This window comes from Brevibacillus sp. M2.1A (assembly GCF_013284355.2).
Taxonomy (GTDB): Bacteria; Bacillota; Bacilli; order Brevibacillales; family Brevibacillaceae; genus Brevibacillus.
Map to the genome: position 1 here is coordinate 3,430,504 of NZ_JABSUY020000001.1, position 17,964 is coordinate 3,448,467.

A 17,964-nucleotide genomic window follows, 5' to 3' on the forward strand; every position below is an offset into this window, starting at 1 on the left:
ACGGGTGAAGATAATGGTCGAAAAATCAATCAGAGAACGTATTATTGAAACATCCATGCGCTTGTTTGAAGCAAATGGCTACCACAAAGTGACTGTGGATCAAATTGTGAAAGAAAGCGGCACGTCAAAGGGAGGATTTTATCACAACTTCAAATCAAAAGATGAACTCCTCTACATCATTCATGATCAATTTATTACGTATGTGCTGGAGAAAGCAGAGGAAGCTTACGAGAAGTGGGATACCCCGACAGAAAGACTACAAGCCATCGTAAAATCCTTCGTTATGATGATTGATCTGTATCGCTCTCAGGTTACGATTTTTTATCAGGAAAGCTTGTTTTTAGCTCCGGAGTACTACACGGATATTGAAACGAAACGGGATCGTTATAAAAAAATTATGTTCACCGTCATTTCGGACGGGATCGAATCGGGTGAGTTCCGTCCCGAGCTGCCTGTGCCGATTGTGTCCATGGCTATTTTTGGCATGGTGAACTGGATTTACAAATGGTATCAAAAGTCAGGGACGTACTCGATCGAGCAAATCGCGGATATTTATGCAGATATGGTTCTTCATTCCGTTTTGAAATCAGAATCGATGGAAAACCCGGCCTTTCAACGTTTTTTCCTGCAATCACAAGAAAATCCCTTCAAGCCATTGTAGGGATGCTAACAAGGATCATGCGGCTACACTCAAGCTTTTCGATAGGAGACAGGGGCATAGTCGCTTGATGGTCCCTTATAAAATCCTTCGATCAGACCAACTAGTTGGTCTGTACTAGTATTCTGACATTTGTTATAATATCAAAAAGACCAACTGGTCGGTCTTGCGCAATCATCACGGACCAACTAGTCGGTTCGTGAAATTATGCCAGTCAGATTCGGAAATAGGGGAGGAATAGTCGTGCTTACCATTTACGAATTACGAGAACTTGTGAAGCTATTGGAGCAGACGGACATAGAATCTTTTGAGGTAAATGACGAGGATTCTTCTTTGCGTATCAAACGAAGAAATGGGAACCAAGTCACAGCTGTACATCAGCCCCCCGTACAAACGAAAAGCGCGCCAATCGTGACGGCGGCACCCGCTGTTCTTTTGCCTAAAAAAGAAACGATTGAGCGCCCGGTCGCAACAGTACATGTGGAAGCTCCCCAGAAATCGGCGGAAGTGACGGAAAACTTGCATAAAATCACTTCACCTATGGTCGGAACCTTCTATGCAGCACCAGCCGTTGACGCAGCACCATACGTATCCGTAAATGATCGGGTAGAGCCAACTACCATTGTCTGTATTGTCGAGGCCATGAAGCTGTTTAACGAGATTGAAGCAGAAGTAAAAGGAGAGATTGTCCAAGTCTTGGTGGAAAACGGTCAGTTGGTCGAGCACGGACAGCCGTTATTCCTGGTGAAGCAGGCGTAATGGAGCAGCTTTTAAGGGGAGGACTGGAAGAGTGAGCAAACATACATGGTTCAAGGAATTCTCTGTTCCCACTTACGAGCAATGGCGGGAAGCAGCAGAGAAATCGCTAAAGGGTGCATCTTTTGATGCCAAGCTACTGACGCATTCGTACGAGGGAATTGTTCGCCAGCCAATCTATCGGTACGAAGATGTCAAAACATTGCCGCATCTGGAAGCGCTACCAGGAGAGGCGCCTTTTCATAGAGGGAATCAGCGGCCTGGCGGGCAAAAGGAACAGAAATGGGAAGTCTGTCAGGAAATCAACGCAACGAGTGCCAAGGCATTTAATCAGGCAGCCGTAGAAGACTTGGCGCGCGGACAAACGATGCTGCATCTGATAGTGGATCATGCGACATTGGCTGGACTTGACCCTGACGAAGCATTGCCGGATACGATTGGTCACAAAGGCGTATCTGTTTTTTGCCGAGAGGATATCGAACAGGCATTTGAAGGGGTGAAGCTTTCAGAGATCCCTCTTTACGTGAACACGGGGGCGCTTGGCTTGCCTATACTTTCACTCCTTTTGGCACATGTTGAAGCGACAGGCCAACAAGTCACCGAGCTTCGCGGATGTATCGGGCAAGATCCTGTAGCGGTTCTGCTAACAGAGGGCAAGCTCCCTTGTTCCTTGCAGATAGCTTATAACGCTATGGCAAGAATGACAAAATGGGCAAAAGATCATGCGCCCGCGCTGAAAACGATCCTGGTTCAAAGCAATCCTTATCAGGACGGCGGCGGAAATGCAGTAACCGAACTGGCTTTTTCACTGGCCACAGGCGTCGACTATTTGCAAGCGATGCTTGAACGGGGGCTTTCCATAGAGGATATCGCAGCACGGATGCAGTTCTCATTCTCGATTGGTTCTGATGTCTTCATGGAAATCGCGAAGCTGCGTGCGGCAAGAATGCTCTGGTCAAACATCGTGGCGGCCTACGGCGGATCAACGGAAGCCCAAAAGATGACGATTCACGCCAGAACCTCGGCCTGGACGAAGACAATCTACGATCCGTATGTCAATATGCTTCGCTCCACGACAGAAGCGTTTTCAGCCATCATTGGCGGAGCAGACAGTCTGCATGTATCCGCATTTGACGAAGCGATCCGCCCCGCCAATGAGTTTTCGAGAAGAATCGCCAGAAATACGCAAATCATTTTGCAAGAAGAAGCACATTTGGCAAAAGTGATCGACCCTGCGGGAGGTTCTTGGTACGTAGAATGGCTCACAGATGCATTAGCGAAAAAAGCATGGGAGCTGTTCCAGCAGGTAGAAGCGCAGGGTGGCATGCTGAGCGCCTTAGAAGCAGGCTTCCCACAAGGCTTGATCTCCCAGATCGCGGATCAAAAAGCAGTGAGCATCGATACGCGTAAAAAACGTTTGGTTGGAACCAATATGTATGCCAATACTGCTGAGCAGCCACTCAAGGCCGAGAGTCTTCCGAGCATTTACGAAGAGCGAGCAGAGAAAGCACGATCCCTTCGGCAGAAACAGGACACGACTCTTCTTTCAGCAGAGCTAGATGCGTTGTCAAAACATACCGATGAGCTTGTGGCACAAGCAGTAAAAGCAGTGCTTCATGGAGCGACTGTGGGCGATATCGCCAAAGCCATGAAACGTGAAGATTCAGTGGAGACAACCATTCAGCCACTCCGTATTCACCGGGCATCCGAACGCTTTGAAGCCTTGCGGATGCAAGCGGATGATTTCTTGAAAACAACAGGCAAAAGACCGACCGTGTTCTTGGCGACGATGGGGCCAGTGGCAAAGCATAAGGCCCGGGCAGACTTTGCAGCAGAATTTTTTGCAGTTGGCGGCTTTGACGTTTTGCGCAAGCAAGCATTCTCTACCACTGAAGAGGCGGCCGAAGCTGCGGTGGCATCCGGTGCGATGATCTTGGTCGTTTGTTCAGACGATGCGAGTTATCCGGAGCAGGTTCCACCGTTGGCTCATGCAATCAAGCAACGTGTACCTCAGATGACGGTTCTGTTGGCAGGCTTGCCTGATGCGGAGCAGCTGGCTACTTATAAGGCGGCCGGTGTAGATGATTGCATCCACATGCGTTCCAATTGCTACGAGATGCTGAGAGAACTTCAGGAGCGGATAGGAGTGAGCTCATAATGAAGCGACCTGATTTTTCAAAAATGGCTTATCAGTCCAAACGAGATGTGTCTGATTTGTTTCCCCAACTGGGTTCAAACTCACAAGGAATGGAGCAAATGTGGCACACGCTTGAGCAGATCCCTGTAAAACCTCTGTACACAATGGAAGATGTGGAGGGCATGGATCACCTCGGCTACATGCCTGGTTTGCCACCATATACGCGCGGTCCGTATCCGACGATGTACGTGACTCAGCCATGGACGGTTCGCCAATATGCCGGCTTTTCTACGGCGGAAGAGAGTAACGCTTTTTATCGACGGAATTTGGCTGCTGGACAAAAAGGGCTGTCGATTGCCTTTGACCTTGCTACACATCGCGGCTATGACTCCGATCATCCCCGGGTAGTTGGTGATGTCGGGAAAGCGGGCGTGGCAGTTGACTCCATTCTCGATATGAAAATCTTGTTCGACGGCATCCCCCTCGATAAAATGTCCGTCTCCATGACGATGAACGGCGCGGTTTTGCCCATTATGGCGTTTTATATTGTGGCAGCTGAAGAGCAAGGGGTATCGCAGGCGGAGCTTACCGGAACGATCCAAAATGACATTTTGAAGGAATACATGGTTCGGAATACTTACATTTATCCGCCAGAAGCGTCGATGAAGATCATTTCCGATATTTTTGCCTACACCTCCAAGCACATGCCCAAATTCAACAGCATCAGTATTTCAGGCTACCACCTGCAAGAAGCGGGTGCGACCGCGGATATTGAATTGGCTTACACACTGGCAGATGGCTTGGAATACGTTCGCACGGGACTTGCAGCAGGCATTGACATCGATGCGTTTGCGCCGCGGCTGTCGTTTTTCTGGGCGATTGGCATGAACTACTTCATGGAAGTGGCGAAAATGCGTGCAGGCCGCCTGATTTGGGCCAATCTGATCAAACAGTTCCATCCGAAAAACGAAAAATCGATGGCACTGCGGACACACTCACAAACGTCCGGATGGAGTTTGACGGAGCAGGACCCGTATAACAACGTAGTGCGGACGTGCATCGAGGCCATGGCAGCGGCTCTGGGGCATACCCAATCTCTGCACACGAACGCTTTGGATGAAGCGATTGCGTTGCCGACAGACTTTTCGGCCCGGATCGCGCGAAATACGCAGTTGTTTTTGCAGGACGAAACAGAGATAACCAAGGTCGTCGATCCGTGGGCAGGCTCCTATTACGTCGAGTCCTTGACAGCCCAGCTCGTGGAAAAAGCGTGGGCGCACATCGAAGAAATCGAAGCACTTGGTGGTATGGCGAAAGCAATTGAGACGGGATTGCCGAAAATGAAGATCGAGGAAGCGGCTGCACGCCGTCAGGCACATATCGATTCGGCGAAGGAAGCCATAATTGGCGTGAACAAATACCGTCTGGACAAAGAAGATCCGCTGGAAATTCTCGAAGTCGACAATACAGCGGTTCGAGAAGCGCAAATCAGACGTTTGCAGGAGCTGCGCAGTAACCGTGACGAGGCGAGAGTGCAAGCAACACTACAGGCCATCACGGAATGCGCGAAAACGGGCGAAGGCAATCTGTTGGAGCTGGCCATTGAAGCGGCGCGAGCAAGAGCTTCTTTGGGCGAAATATCGGATGCCTATGAAAAGGTCGTCGGGAGACACAAGGCGGTCATTCGCTCCATCAGCGGCGTCTACAGTTCCGAATACGCTGATGCCGAAGAGGTAGCGGCTGTGCGCAAGATGGCAGATGAATTCGAGCAGTGGGAAGGCAGACGTCCCCGCATTATGATCGCGAAAATGGGTCAGGACGGACATGACAGGGGCGCGAAAGTGATTGCCACCGCTTTTGCCGATTTGGGCTTTGACGTCGATATCGGTCCGTTGTTCCAGACACCTGAGGAAACAGCGAAGCAGGCGATAGAAAATGACGTACACGTGATCGGCTTCAGCTCGCTTGCGGCAGGACATAAAACATTGCTGCCACAACTGGTGGAGGAGCTCAAAAAGCTGGGACGCGAAGATATTGTCGTCGTTATAGGTGGTGTGATACCAGCGCAGGATTACGCCTTTTTGCGAGAGCATGGTGCCGCAGCTATCTTCGGACCGGGAACAGTCATTCCTGTTGCAGCTCAGCATGTTCTGCAAGAGGTAGTGTATCGCTTGGAGGCTGCAGGACAATGACCGGGGGCAAGGCTGACAAGAATTTCTTGAACGTTTCCTCCAAGGCACGCCTCCCACGCTTATCCGTGGACCAATACGTCACGGGCGTACGAGAGAATAACCGATCGGTTTTGGCACAGGCAATTACACTGGCTGAGAGCAATGCTCCCGCTCATATGGATATGGCCCAAGAGGTGATCAAGCAGCTGCTTCCTCATACAGGTCGCTCCATACGCATAGGTATATCCGGTGTACCAGGGGCGGGCAAGAGCACGTTCATTGAAGCATTTGGCAGTATGCTCTGCGAAAAAGGTCATCGTGTCGCTGTTTTGGCCGTTGATCCGAGTAGTACGGTTACACGCGGGAGCATTCTCGGCGACAAGACGCGGATGGAGCTCTTGTCACGCAATCCACAGGCGTTCATCCGACCGTCTGCCACGGGCGGCACGCTGGGAGGAGTCAATCGGAAGACGCGGGAAACAATGCTGATCTGTGAGGCAGCAGGCTATGATGTGATTTTGGTCGAAACGGTCGGGGTCGGACAAAGCGAGACGACAGTCAGGTCTATGGTCGATTTCTTTTTACTCTTGATGCTGACAGGGGCGGGCGATGAACTGCAAGGAATTAAAAAAGGCATTATGGAAATTGCGGATGCGCTGCTGATCAATAAAGCCGATGGGGAAAACCGCACGCGTGCCTTGATCGCCAAAGGGGAATACAATCGTGTTCTGCATTACTTGCAGCCGGCAACCACTGGCTGGGAGACGAAGGCATACATGTGTTCTTCGCTGACAGGGGAAGGCATTGAAGATATTTGGAAGGTCATCGGTCAATTTCGTGAAACCACTATCCAATCAGGTGGCTTCGAAGCAAGACGCAAAGCGCAGCTACTCGATTGGATGCACAGTATGGCTGAGGACTACTTGCGCGCGACCTTTTTCGGCAACCAGCAAGTAGCCGAGCTGCTTCCCTCCATTGAAGGAGCCGTTGCGAGTGGCGAGATTTCACCGACGAGCGCCGTACAGCAATTAGTGGCGATCTATGAGAATGCGATCATGAAAAAGGAATAGAGAGATGGTGGCCCATATGAGCAGCAATATGTACGAAAAAATTGATGAATTGATGGAACGCAAATATAAAATCCAGCTTGGCGGCGGAGATGCTCGCATCGATGCCCAGCATAACCGCGGCAAGTTGACCGCACGTGAGCGGATCGAGCTTCTGCTTGACCCAGACACCTTTATGGAGCTGAACCCGTTTGTTGAGCATCGCGCTACGCATTTTGGCCTCGACCAGATGGAGGCACCAGGCGAGGGCGTCGTGACGGGCTACGGAAAAATCAACGGTCGCCCTGTCTATTTGTTCGCGCAGGATTTCACGGTGTTTGGCGGTGCTCTGGGAGAGATGCACGCCATGAAAATCGCCAAGGTAATGGACTTGGCAGCGAAAAACGGCGCTCCCTTTATCGGTCTGAACGATTCCGGCGGCGCACGTATTCAAGAAGGGGTAAGCTCACTGGATGGCTACGGCACGATTTTTTACCGCAATGCCATTTACTCCGGCGTGATTCCGCAAATCTCTGTCATCCTCGGTCCGTGTGCGGGAGGAGCCGTTTACTCGCCAGCGATTACGGATTTCGTGTTCATGGTAGAGAAGACGAGTCAAATGTTCATCACAGGACCAAAAGTGATCGAAACCGTTACAGGTGAAAAAATATCCGCAGAGGACCTAGGCGGAGCCAAAGTCCATTCGACGGTGAGCGGCAATGCCCATTTTACGGCAGAAACCGAACAGGAAGTACTGGAAGGAGTGCGCAGGCTGCTCAGCTTCCTTCCGCAAAACAATCGTGATCGCGCGCCTGTGATAAAAGCAGAGGAGAATAATGGTTGGCAGGAGGAGCTTTTGGAGCTGGTACCTGCTGAAAGCACGAAAGTATACGATGTGCGCAAGGTCATCGAAAAAATCGTGGATCACGGTGATTTCATGGAAGTACAGCCAAACTTTGCCCGCAATATCGTGATCGGTCTGGCGCGTATCGATGGACACAGTGTCGGCATTATCGCGAACCAGCCGAAGGTCATGGCAGGTGGGCTGGACATTCATTCATCGGATAAGCTGGCACGGTTCATCCGGTTCTGCGACTGCTTCAACATTCCACTGCTGACCTTTGAAGATGTCTCTGGCTTTTTCCCGGGAATCAATCAGGAGCATGGAGGGATTATCCGTCACGGGGCGAAAATCTTGTATGCATACTCAGAAGCAACGGTTCCCAAAATCACCGTGATTCTGCGCAAAGCTTACGGAGGCGCTTATGTGGCGCTCAACTCCAAATCGATTGGGGCAGATGTCGTGTATGCATGGCCGAATGCAGAGATTGCCGTCATGGGTCCCGAGGGGGCAGCCAACGTCATTTTTGCAAAGGAAATCGAACAAAGTGAGGACCCGGCAGCGACTCGCGCAGAGAAAATAGCCCTCTATCGTGAAAAGTTCGCCAATCCATATGTCGCGGCAAGTCTCGGGATGGTGGACGACGTCATCGATCCGCGTGAAACCCGCCAAAAAGTCGCGCAAGCCCTGGAAATGCTAAGAAACAAGCAGGAAGACCGTCCGTACAAAAAGCACGGCAATATCCCATTGTAAAAAAACTATTTTCGAGGTCTTTTCATGGATGAGCGACCGCGTTTTAGCGGAAAGTTTTTATCCGCTCCAGAAAGCTTAAGCAAAGTCGCTTTGACATGTTGTACTTAAGCTTTCTTACACGAAAAAAGAAAGGAGCTCTGATCGTGCTATGAAGCTGCATGAACTGCGTGAATTCATCAAGCTGGTGAATCAGTCTTCCATTGAGGAGTTGGAATGGGAGAAGGGGAAGACCCGCATCGTGATCAAGAAAAGCGCACCAGTCGAAGTCGTGGCTGTCAATACACCTGTACAGGTGGACGAAGTGGAGCATGGCTATCAGGAGGCAGCCGCCACTGCTGAGTCTGTCAATGTTGTTACTGAGGCACCTGAGGAAGAAGTGACACAACAAGTCATGTCACCGGGAGTAGGACTGTTCTATGCGGAAGTGACAGTAGGGCAGACCGTTCAAGCAGGCGAAAAGGTTGGACGCTGCACGGCCGATGCTCTTCAGCTATCTGCGGATATTACGACCCCCGTTAGCGGAATCATCACGGAAATTCTCGTCATGGATGGTCAGTTTGTCGATTATGGAAAAGCTTTGCTTGTTGTCAAAACTCAGTAGGAAGGAGAGGGCCTATGTTTACGAAAGTATTAATTGCCAATCGCGGCGAAATCGCTGTCCGCATTATCCGCGCTTGTCAGGAATTAGGGATACGTACAGTCGCTGTCTTTTCTGAGGCGGACCGGGAAGCATTGCACGTAGAATTGGCGGATGAAGCGTATTGCATCGGACCTACGGCGTCCAAGGACAGCTATTTGAACATGGCACGGATTATGACGGTTGCTCTACACACGAAGGCAGACGCTATCCATCCGGGCTATGGCTTCTTGGCGGAAAACGCTTCGTTTGCCCAGCTTTGCCAAGATTGCTCCATTACCTTTATCGGTCCAGATCCGGAAGCAATCACCAAAATGGGTGACAAAGCCGTAGCAAAAGCAACGATGAGTCAAGCAAATGTTCCATTAGTTCCCGGCACCGACGGCTTGATTGAAGACATCGATGAGGCATTGCAGGTGGCGGAGAAAATCGGCTATCCTGTCATCGTAAAAGCAACAGCTGGAGGCGGCGGAAGAGGCATGCGTGTCGCTTTTGACGCCGAAGAGTTGTCCAAGGCGATTCGGCAAGCCCAGAAAGAAGCGGAGACGGCATTCGGCAACGCTGGCGTGTACTTGGAAAAATATGTAGAAGAGCCGCGGCATGTAGAGATTCAAATCATGGGTGATAAGCATGGCAACGTGGTGTACTTGGGAGAGCGGGATTGCTCCATCCAACGTCGTCACCAAAAGCTGGTAGAAGAAGCACCATCTCCTGCGCTGGACCAAGCTCTCCGCGAGCAAATGGGGCAAGCTGCGGTGGCGGCAGCCAAAGCGGTTTCGTACCACGGAGCAGGTACCGTTGAATTTTTGCTCGACAAGCACGGCCAATTTTACTTCATGGAAATGAATACACGCATTCAGGTAGAGCATCCTGTGACAGAGATGATCACAGGGATCGACTTGATCAAAGAACAAATATCTGTCGCAGCAGGCAATCCGTTATCCTTCTCACAAGAAGACGTGAAAATCAACGGATGGGCCATCGAGTGCAGAATCAACGCGGAGAATCCTGCGAAGAACTTTATGCCATCACCAGGGAAGGTCATCAATTACTTGCCGCCTGGCGGTTACGGTGTACGCGTGGACAGTGCCGTTTATCCTGGCTACGAAATCTCCCCCTTCTATGACTCAATGGTGGCCAAGCTGATCGTTTGGGGAACCGATCGCAACGAAGCATTGGCTCGTATGAAGCGGGCGCTAGGTGAGTTTGTCATCGAAGGCGTACATACGACGGTTCCCTTCCATGAGAAGCTACTGGAGCACCCTGACTTTGTCGCAGGGAATTTCGCTACGAATTTTCTGGAAAAAAATACACTGAATTTGTAACGAGCATGAAAGAACTGTGACAGAAATGCCTCTCTGTTACAGTTCTTTTTTCATTTATAGCAGTATTCATTTATACTACTAAAAAGAAAGGAGGTAACACCTTGATTGATGAGCTTCGAAAAATCGGATTGTCAGACCTGGAAGCCAGATGTTATTTGGTGCTTCACGAGGAACCCAAAATATCTGGATATGAAGTTGCCAAGAAAGTTTCCGTCTCTCGGACAAATGTATACGCTGCCCTTCGAGCATTGACGGAAAAGGGCATGTGCCGCATGATCGAATCGGAGCCTGTTCTTTATGATGCGGTACCAATCGAGCAACTGATTCGTTTGTTACAATCGGAATTTGATCAAACAACCCGTGTCCTTCAAGAACAGTTAAAATCCACCCCCAGAACGTCTCCTTCCTTTTATAATTGGCAAGGTGACAAAGCGATTGAAACAGCCATCAAACGTATCGTCTCAAATGCAAACAAAAGCATTGTTGTCGATATTTGGTCTGAAGATGTTCATTGGGTAGAAGAACCGCTGGTAGAAGCAGAAAAACAAGGGGTTGCTGTCACGCTAATATCCATTGGCGAATGCCATGCAAAGCTAAAAAATATTGTCGTACATAAAAGGAGTGCGGAATGGAATCAAGTACAATCCAGGAAGTTCTCTATTCTTTGCGATGCACATTCGGCATTGCTGGGCAGCTTTGGGCGCGGGATCAAGCCCACTATACTGGAGACCGACCACCCGTCTCTCATTGAGTTGCTGCAAAATGCTTTCTACCATGACATCATCATGGGTCAGATCGAGAAGGATTTCGGCCAAGTGCTGGAAGAGAAATATGGGAGTGACTATGTAAGCATTATCACACCTTACAGGGAATACTTATAACGAGTATTTCCTCTTTTTTCGACTGATTTATAGTCGTGTTTATAAATACCTCTAATAATCGTTGACAGGAAGTGACTCTTGTATGAACTACACCCATTCTGAAAAGACAAGGACGCTGGACACTAAACGATGGTGGGCACTGTTTGTTTTACTACTCGGAACGATTATGGTTATCTTGGATTCTTTTATTGTGAATGTTGCCATTCCAACGATACAGGAACAACTTCATGCAAGTACAACACATATACAATTCATAGTGGCATCTTACGTTCTGTCTTATGCTGTATTATTAATTGCCGGAGCTCGTTTAGGAGATTGGCAAGGAAGAAAAAGAATGTTCCTTGTAGGCATGGGGATATTTATTGTGGCCTCGGCGTTGTGTAGGTTTTCATTGAGCGCGGGCAGACAGCCAATGCACTAGGGATTGCAGCCATTGGAACCGTATTTTTTGCTGTCCTGTCCCAGTCAGCTACATACACGGGTACATCAGCGCTTCAACTACAATTGCACGCTTTTATTGTAGCGTTAGCATGCAGTGCCATTCTAGGGGTGGTGACCTTTATTCTCATCCTATGTTTACAAAAAAAGAAGTCAGTGGCTTCAAGTTCGAAGGCGACTCTCGTTATCAACCAAAAAGGGAATGAAACACAAAAAGCAGCCAATCCTTAAAGGGTTGGCTGTTGATTATGGAGGAGCCTCTATTCTATTATTTCAACTCATCAAGAAAGCTACTTACTGCCTGAAAGTATCCATCAGGGTCAGTAGAATGAATATCATGCCCGCACTCAGCAAAACTTGCAAGCCTTGTGTTTGGCCTTTGGGTAACCATGCGCTCGGCTTGACTTTCATCCAGTACAAAGCTTTTTTTGCCATGAATCAGCAAGATCGGGCAAGAAGACGCCAGCCATTCGTTCCACCATTCCCCGTTAATGTGTCGTTGAGAGATAGGCATGCCTTTTAAATCAGAACGGAATCCCCAGCCTTGTTCATCCTCAAATACGCTTTCCGAAAAATAATCGACTGCCCGAACCCCGGCTTCTTCGAGGGATTTCCTAAGATCGTGTAAAGAAGGGGAGCGATGTGGGAGTTTTTCTGCAAAGGATAAGTCGGCCTTAATTTCTACGCCGATATCTTCCACGATGACTGCGTTCACAAGCTCGGGATAACGGGCAGCAAATTGATAAGCGTTGACGCCTCCTAAAGAATGCCCGACGATCGTAACAGGAGCTCCATCCAACACGGTCTGAACAAAGGCGAGAATGTCGTTGAGATAGCCTTCACGTGAATAATCCGTATCTGGGGCATGCTCGCTCCAACCGTGACCTCGTTGATCCAATCCAATCACGCGCCAATCTGTGAATCTGGAAGCAAACGCTGAAAAAGTTCGTGAATCATTCATATGACCATGCAGCAGGAGCAAAACTCTTTGACTGCCCCCGCCAAAATCGAGGTAAGATAGTTTTACGTTACCTGATTGGAAAAATTTCCTTGTTATCGTCCTGTTTTCTTGTGGCTGAAGCATATAGTAATTCCTCCTTATTTATCATAAGCGTCATGTCCAACTCGACTTCTCCTACACAATAACAGATAATAGTGACAGGAATTGTCATAATAAAAGCATTTGGAGAGTTATGCCATGCCAAAATCAAAAAGACTGCTGGAAATGATGATGACTGTCAACCGGAAGCGCAAGTTTACTGTGAGTGAGCTTGCTAACGAATTTGGCGTTTCAGGGCGAACCATACTCCGGGACCTGCAAGAGCTGAGTGAGTTAGGCGTGCCTTTGTACTCTGAGGTGGGACCGCATGGCGGATATCATGTTTTGAAGGAAAGGATTTTGCCTCCTATTGCATTCTCCGAGGAGGAAGCGGTCGCAATCTTTTTCGCGATCCATGCACTTCGACACCATACCTCTCTGCCATTTGAGACAGAATCCTCCTCGGCGCTGAACAAATTTTATCAGTTCATGCCGCCGGATATTCGCGATCGCATAGATCAGATGAAACGACGTGTTGATTTCGTAACACCGAAGCGGCAAGCAAGCTCCCCACATTTATCGATGTTACTGGATGCCGCCATCCAACAAAAAGTACTCCTTATCACTTATGAAACACGCGGACAACAATCCAAGCGGGAGATGCAGCCGATTGGAATTTATACAAAAAACGGTTTATGGTACTGCCCGGCATATTGTTATCAACATCAAGATATTCGTGTGTTTCGTTGTGACCGTATCCATTCGGCCGAACAATCGGCATCGAAGCCGTTGGATCTTCGAGACATTCACCTGGAAAATCGGCGGATCAAAACAGTGGAGGATCAGGACACGGTCCACTTAATTGCGGAGCTGACGATTGAAGGTGTGCAGGCTTGTGAGGCTGAACTTTGGCTTGCATCCATGCTGCATGTGCGGCAGGATGGAAGTGGTTGGTTGGAAGGAAATGTAGCGCGAAGTGACATCTTGTTTTTTTCAAAGTTCTTGATTGGGTTGGGGAAAGAAGTGACTGTACAGCATTCACCAGAAATAGTGGACGGCATAAAAACGCATTTGGCAGAACTGATGAACATTTATTCGCAATGAGGAGGTAGCCAAGGGGATACATAGCAATAACGGAAAGGGAGTTGTCTAATAGAAGCAGAGGAGAAGAAGTCGGATGGAATGGGCATACGTCAGCAAGACAAAGGATCTTGAGATCGTGCGAGCAGCAGTAGATCAATTAGATATTAACGAACGGGATCAACGCGGGCGAACACCGCTGATGCTTTTTATCACAAACCGAATGCCGCCAGAAGCAATTCAGATGCTATTGGATAAAGGCGCAGAGCTGGAAGCGGAAGATAAGCTGGGTGATACCGCGTTGAAAAAAGCCGTCAAATTCAAGCAGGTCGATGCCGTAAAACGACTGCTGCAACAGGGAGCCGAGCTTGACTCTAAGCATGGCATTTTGGCTACTGCTTGGAATGTGGCTAGGAACGACAAAGCGATTGCAGACCTGCTGCTCGAAACGAAAGGCGCAGTACGTCTAATACTGTCTTCTGAGGAAGAGGAAACGGTGGACGATATTTTATATGAGGAATCTGAGCACAAGCGGTGCAAGAAGATAAGTCTGCTTGATTCATCTGTTCTCCTTCATGCTGTAGTGAATGGCTACAACTGGGATGACGGACCGGAGGCGATGATTGCGGCTTTTGAGAATCCTGCCTGTGCAACGATCACTCTTTTGGATATGTATGAATGGATGGATGCCGACTACTGGCTGGAAATGGACGAGGAGGAAATTGCGGAATCGGAGGAACGAAAACGCTGGAGAATGCTCGCCATCCAATTAAAAGAGAAACTTGCAGATAAATAAGATAGGGGTTGATCATCATGTGTCGATATGGGATGTATGGTCCGTATAAACAAATATACGCCTGTTTCCCTTGCCGAAAAGTGTTCAAGCAAACCTCCAAGTATGAGATGACGGAGGAAGAATGGAACAAGATCAAGCATAGCTGTCCGCAATGTGGTGAGGGAATGAAGGAGATGGGGCATGATTTCAAGGCTCCGAAGCAAACGGATGTGAAGCAGTGGAAAAAGGTTGAAATCCTCTATCAGCATGGGTTTACCTATCATTCTTGTGGCTGTGGTGGTCCAGGCTACCGGCCAGCCCAATTACATGAAGTGAACGAATTTCTTGAAAGGAACAAGCGATTCAAAACAGAGGGAGAGAAATTGCTGAACAGACTCACTGTAAGAATGTAAAACGAGTAGGGGGCGGGGGATCGTGGCAACATTCTTTTTGATCATGATTTACTTGTCGTTTGTCAGCTTGGGCCTTCCCGATTCATTACTGGGGGCAGCTTGGCCGGTCATGCAAGCAGAATATGGGGCGGCATTTGGTATGGCTGGTGTGATTAACATTGTGATTGCGTCTGGAACGATCGTATCTAGCTTGATGAGCGGTGCATTATTAAAACGATTGGGAACAGGACGGATCACGCTGATCAGTTGTTTGATGACGGCAGCAGCCTTGCTCGGATTTTCTTTTGCCCCTTCGATTTTATGGTTGATGGTATTGGCATTGCCGCTGGGACTCGGTGCCGGCTCTGTGGATGCTGCCTTGAATCATTATGTCGCCACGCATTATCAAGCGCATCATATGAGCTGGTTGCATTGTTTCTGGGGTGTGGGTGCTACACTTGGCCCTATTATCATGTCTGGATTTATGCGCGATTATGGTTTATGGCGGAATGGATACTTGACTGTTTCGCTCATACAATTTGCGTTAGTCGTGCTTCTAGCGTTTACGCTTCCTTTGTGGAAACGGATGGAAAACATACAGAATCATGCTGCCAAAGAGCCACATGTTCAGCAGTCTCATGGGCTGAGCGAGCAACCTTTACGGATAAAAGGCGTCAAGCTGACTTTGCTAACCTTTCTGTTCTACTGTGGGGCTGAAGCATCTGTAGGATTATGGGGGAGTAGCTTTTTGGTAAATGTAAAAGAGCTACCTGCGGCTGCGGCAGCGGTGTGGGTAGCCATGTATTACGGTGGCATTACTGTGGGGCGATTTATCACGGGCTTTGTTACCTTCAAAGTGAGCAACCGCGTCCTGATTCGCAGTGGACTTCTCATATCATTCGCTGGGGCAGCGCTGTTGATGTTGCCATTACCAATCTTCTGTTCGGTAATCGGTTTTCTGTTGCTCGGGTTAGGCTTCGCTCCGATTTATCCCTGTATGCTGCATGATACCCCAGAACGCTTTGGGAAAGAGCAAACGCAAAAGCTGATGGGCTATCAGATGGCAGTTGCGTACACGGGGGCCACGTTTCTACCTCCGTTGCTAGGTTGGCTTGCTGCACAGACGACCGTTTCGATTTTACCGTTTTTTATAGCCTTCTACATTGCGTTCATGCTATATGGTTCTGAGAGAGTCAATCGAATCATGAAACAACGGACTGTCCAGTCAGAAACAATCTAGCATGAGGCACTCGCTATTTTGTCGATAGCATGTTTTGCAAAGCTTTTCCGTATAAAGACAGGGGCATCTGGTCGCTGTTCATGTAATAAAAGATAGCCATGCCATTTTCTAAAGCAAGAATCGTCCATGCCATTTCATCCGCGGATAGAGTAGAGTCATTTTCTTTTGGCATCAATGTCTGAATGGCTTGGGAAAGATGCTGTACCGACTCGATGATCATGTTCGACCATCGCTTTCGAACAGACTCTTCGCGCATGGCATAAAGCAAAAATTCCAGGTTCAGCATGTTCCATGTACGATTTTGTTGCTGAACGGACATAAAATAGGCGTCCATGGCTTCTATAAAATGCGATAATGATGGCTGGTGATGAATTACGTGATGGATATTCGACACATGTAATTGCATCTGACCTTCCAAAATAGCGAGAAAGAGATCTTCTTTGGACTGAAAATGAGCATAAACAGCTCCTTTGGTAAAGCCAGCATGGTCTGCGATTTTATCAACGGAAGCCCCGTGGAAGCCTAACTGAGCAAAGGTCTCGATAGCTGCGTCAATGAGCAATTGCCGTGTTTCCTGTTTACGCTCTGCTTGGGTTAATCTGCGTCTGTTCATTCGTCCTCCTCCTTCTCTTGACAAGCATACCATATAGAATTAACATTCCATATAGTATTTAAATCCTTATTGGTATGTAAGATGCAAATGGCAGTTTTGTAGGATTTAACCGTCTACTATGTCATGCTATTTTGGAGTACGATAGAGATAGATCATCTAGTAAGAGGGGACAGTGTACGAATGCAGAGGGAAGAAAACGTTGCAACGCGGAATCGGCCTATGTCCAATATTTTGGCGCAAACGGTTAAGACGGGAATTATCAAATCGAATCTGATTCCGATGTTTGCCGGATTAACATTGGCTTTATATACGTATCACTTCAGTCTAATTGACAAGCTGCCAGAAATCTTATTCGCTACAATCGGCTCTATTTTAATCATGGGCGCAGCGGGTGCATTTAATAACGTATATGATCGCGATATCGATTCTGTCATGGAGCGGACGAAGAACAGACCTACGGTAACAGGCGATATATCAACGAAGACCGTTTTATGGCTAGCATCCCTGATGACGATTTTTGGCTTGGTGGCTCTCGTCTTGGCATCACCGTTGGCTGCTATCATGGGTTTTCTCGGACTGTTTTTTTATGTCGTGCCTTATACGATGTGGACCAAAAGAAGAACGGTTTACAACACGGAGGTAGGGAGTATTTCTGGCGCAATGCCCCCGCTCATCGGTTGGGCTGCCATTCACCCGGATATTACGCATCCTGCTATCCTTGGTCTCTTTATCATCATGGTCATTTGGCAAATGCCTCACTTCTATGCGATCGCGATTCGCAAGCATGATGAATACAAGGCGGCTGGGGTTCCAATGTTGCCCGTGGTCAAAGGTGCAAGACGTACCTACATTCAAACCAATGTTTATTTGGTTATTTTAATTGCTAGTAGTTTTCTATTTTGGTCATTAAGCGTTGGTCTTACGTTTATGGCCCTGCTCCTGAATATTTTATGGCTGGTTCTGAGTGTTTTTGGATACCGGAAAATGGATTCACAAAAATGGTCGAAAACGATGTTTATTTATTCGCTGATTCATATGACGGTGCTGTTCTCGACGGTGATTATTTATTCACTGATGGGCATTATCTTCAAACTGTAAATCAGTGATCATCCAAGCTGCCTTCACTTAGAGGGCGGCTTCTTTTTTTGTCTGCGAATCTTGCGGCATAGCTGGTTCTTCTCA

Annotated in this window: 17 protein-coding genes; 15 read left to right on the plus strand and 2 right to left on the minus strand. The window is 48.4% G+C overall.

Features of this window, described 5'->3' with window-relative positions; all coding sequences use genetic code 11:
* Positions 1–13: 13 nt before the first annotated feature.
* From HP567_RS17020 to HP567_RS17065, 10 genes are all read left to right on the plus strand, one after another.
* Entirely contained in the window at positions 14–661 is a 648-nt protein-coding gene (locus HP567_RS17020; protein WP_007726477.1) for a TetR/AcrR family transcriptional regulator, read from the plus strand.
* Between the two features lie 240 nt (positions 662–901).
* Entirely contained in the window at positions 902–1,417 is a 516-nt protein-coding gene (gene accB, locus HP567_RS17025) for an acetyl-CoA carboxylase biotin carboxyl carrier protein (protein ID WP_173609339.1), read from the plus strand.
* Between the two features lie 31 nt (positions 1,418–1,448).
* Positions 1,449–3,572, plus strand: coding sequence for a methylmalonyl-CoA mutase family protein (locus HP567_RS17030; protein WP_173609338.1), 2,124 nt, complete (start codon positions 1,449–1,451; stop codon positions 3,570–3,572).
* Positions 3,572–5,743, plus strand: a complete 2,172-nt coding sequence (gene scpA / locus HP567_RS17035; protein ID WP_173609337.1) for a methylmalonyl-CoA mutase — start codon at positions 3,572–3,574, stop codon at positions 5,741–5,743. Before HP567_RS17030 ends, scpA begins: the two co-directional genes overlap by 1 nt.
* Complete coding sequence (meaB, locus tag HP567_RS17040; protein ID WP_173609336.1) at positions 5,740–6,792, plus strand: methylmalonyl Co-A mutase-associated GTPase MeaB; 1,053 nt, start codon at positions 5,740–5,742, stop codon at positions 6,790–6,792. The genes scpA and meaB overlap by 4 nt, the downstream gene beginning before the upstream one ends.
* 4 nt (positions 6,793–6,796) lie before the next feature.
* The gene (locus tag HP567_RS17045; protein WP_173609335.1) at positions 6,797–8,362 is read left to right on the plus strand and encodes an acyl-CoA carboxylase subunit beta; all 1,566 of its coding nucleotides are present in this window, start codon (positions 6,797–6,799) and stop codon (positions 8,360–8,362) included.
* A gap of 148 nt (positions 8,363–8,510) precedes the next feature.
* Positions 8,511–8,963 carry an acetyl-CoA carboxylase biotin carboxyl carrier protein gene (locus HP567_RS17050; protein ID WP_173609334.1) on the plus strand — a complete coding sequence of 151 codons (453 nt, stop codon included), beginning with the start codon at positions 8,511–8,513 and terminating at the stop codon, positions 8,961–8,963.
* Between the two features lie 14 nt (positions 8,964–8,977).
* Positions 8,978–10,324: an acetyl-CoA carboxylase biotin carboxylase subunit gene (gene accC / locus HP567_RS17055; RefSeq protein WP_173609333.1), complete on the plus strand. Its 1,347-nt coding sequence runs from the start codon at positions 8,978–8,980 to the stop codon at positions 10,322–10,324.
* 101 nt (positions 10,325–10,425) lie between these two features.
* Positions 10,426–11,205 (plus strand): TrmB family transcriptional regulator, encoded by a 780-nt coding sequence (locus HP567_RS17060; protein ID WP_173609332.1) that lies wholly within the window; start codon positions 10,426–10,428, stop codon positions 11,203–11,205.
* Between the two features lie 82 nt (positions 11,206–11,287).
* Positions 11,288–11,626 (plus strand): MFS transporter, encoded by a 339-nt coding sequence (locus HP567_RS17065; RefSeq protein WP_173609331.1) that lies wholly within the window; start codon positions 11,288–11,290, stop codon positions 11,624–11,626.
* Positions 11,627–11,911: 285 nt separating this feature from the next.
* On the opposite strand, the gene HP567_RS17070 is transcribed toward HP567_RS17065, so the two are convergent.
* Positions 11,912–12,727 (minus strand): alpha/beta fold hydrolase, encoded by an 816-nt coding sequence (locus tag HP567_RS17070; protein ID WP_173609330.1) that lies wholly within the window; start codon positions 12,725–12,727, stop codon positions 11,912–11,914.
* A 114-nt stretch (positions 12,728–12,841) separates the two neighbouring features.
* Between HP567_RS17070 and HP567_RS17075 the strand changes: the two genes are divergently transcribed.
* The 4 genes from HP567_RS17075 (at position 12,842) to HP567_RS17090 (ending at position 16,169) form a co-directional block, all read left to right on the plus strand.
* Positions 12,842–13,786, plus strand: a complete 945-nt coding sequence (locus HP567_RS17075; RefSeq protein ID WP_173609329.1) for a helix-turn-helix transcriptional regulator — start codon at positions 12,842–12,844, stop codon at positions 13,784–13,786.
* 73 nt (positions 13,787–13,859) lie between these two features.
* A complete protein-coding gene (locus HP567_RS17080; protein WP_173609328.1) occupies positions 13,860–14,558 on the plus strand; it encodes a DUF4274 domain-containing protein in 699 nt (232 codons plus the stop codon).
* Positions 14,559–14,575: 17 nt separating this feature from the next.
* A complete protein-coding gene (locus tag HP567_RS17085) occupies positions 14,576–14,950 on the plus strand; it encodes a hypothetical protein (RefSeq protein WP_173609327.1) in 375 nt (124 codons plus the stop codon).
* Between the two features lie 22 nt (positions 14,951–14,972).
* Positions 14,973–16,169: an MFS transporter gene (locus HP567_RS17090; protein WP_173609326.1), complete on the plus strand. Its 1,197-nt coding sequence runs from the start codon at positions 14,973–14,975 to the stop codon at positions 16,167–16,169.
* A 13-nt stretch (positions 16,170–16,182) separates the two neighbouring features.
* Here the strand turns inward: HP567_RS17090 and HP567_RS17095 are convergent, their stop codons facing one another.
* Positions 16,183–16,782, minus strand: coding sequence for a TetR/AcrR family transcriptional regulator (locus tag HP567_RS17095; RefSeq protein ID WP_173609325.1), 600 nt, complete (start codon positions 16,780–16,782; stop codon positions 16,183–16,185).
* Between the two features lie 180 nt (positions 16,783–16,962).
* On the opposite strand from HP567_RS17095, the gene cyoE reads away from it, so the two are divergent.
* Positions 16,963–17,880 (plus strand): heme o synthase, encoded by a 918-nt coding sequence (cyoE, locus tag HP567_RS17100; RefSeq protein ID WP_173609324.1) that lies wholly within the window; start codon positions 16,963–16,965, stop codon positions 17,878–17,880.
* Positions 17,881–17,964: the final 84 nt, after the last annotated feature.

What these genes read in the sequence shown, in the direction of transcription:
- HP567_RS17020 (WP_007726477.1), top strand. Translation starts at nt 14, where the DNA reads ATGGTCGAAAAATCAATCAGAGAACGTATTATTGAAACATCCATGCGC.
- HP567_RS17075 (WP_173609329.1), top strand. Translation starts at nt 12,842, where the DNA reads ATGCCAAAATCAAAAAGACTGCTGGAAATGATGATGACTGTCAACCGG.
- HP567_RS17045 (WP_173609335.1), top strand. Translation starts at nt 6,797, where the DNA reads ATGGTGGCCCATATGAGCAGCAATATGTACGAAAAAATTGATGAATTG.
- HP567_RS17085 (WP_173609327.1), top strand. Translation starts at nt 14,576, where the DNA reads ATGTGTCGATATGGGATGTATGGTCCGTATAAACAAATATACGCCTGT.
- HP567_RS17050 (WP_173609334.1), top strand. Translation starts at nt 8,511, where the DNA reads ATGAAGCTGCATGAACTGCGTGAATTCATCAAGCTGGTGAATCAGTCT.
- HP567_RS17070 (WP_173609330.1), bottom strand. Translation starts at nt 12,727, where the DNA reads ATGCTTCAGCCACAAGAAAACAGGACGATAACAAGGAAATTTTTCCAA.
- HP567_RS17065 (WP_173609331.1), top strand. Translation starts at nt 11,288, where the DNA reads ATGAACTACACCCATTCTGAAAAGACAAGGACGCTGGACACTAAACGA.
- scpA (WP_173609337.1), top strand. Translation starts at nt 3,572, where the DNA reads ATGAAGCGACCTGATTTTTCAAAAATGGCTTATCAGTCCAAACGAGAT.
- HP567_RS17095 (WP_173609325.1), bottom strand. Translation starts at nt 16,782, where the DNA reads ATGAACAGACGCAGATTAACCCAAGCAGAGCGTAAACAGGAAACACGG.
- HP567_RS17080 (WP_173609328.1), top strand. Translation starts at nt 13,860, where the DNA reads ATGGAATGGGCATACGTCAGCAAGACAAAGGATCTTGAGATCGTGCGA.
- cyoE (WP_173609324.1), top strand. Translation starts at nt 16,963, where the DNA reads ATGCAGAGGGAAGAAAACGTTGCAACGCGGAATCGGCCTATGTCCAAT.
- accC (WP_173609333.1), top strand. Translation starts at nt 8,978, where the DNA reads ATGTTTACGAAAGTATTAATTGCCAATCGCGGCGAAATCGCTGTCCGC.
- meaB (WP_173609336.1), top strand. Translation starts at nt 5,740, where the DNA reads ATGACCGGGGGCAAGGCTGACAAGAATTTCTTGAACGTTTCCTCCAAG.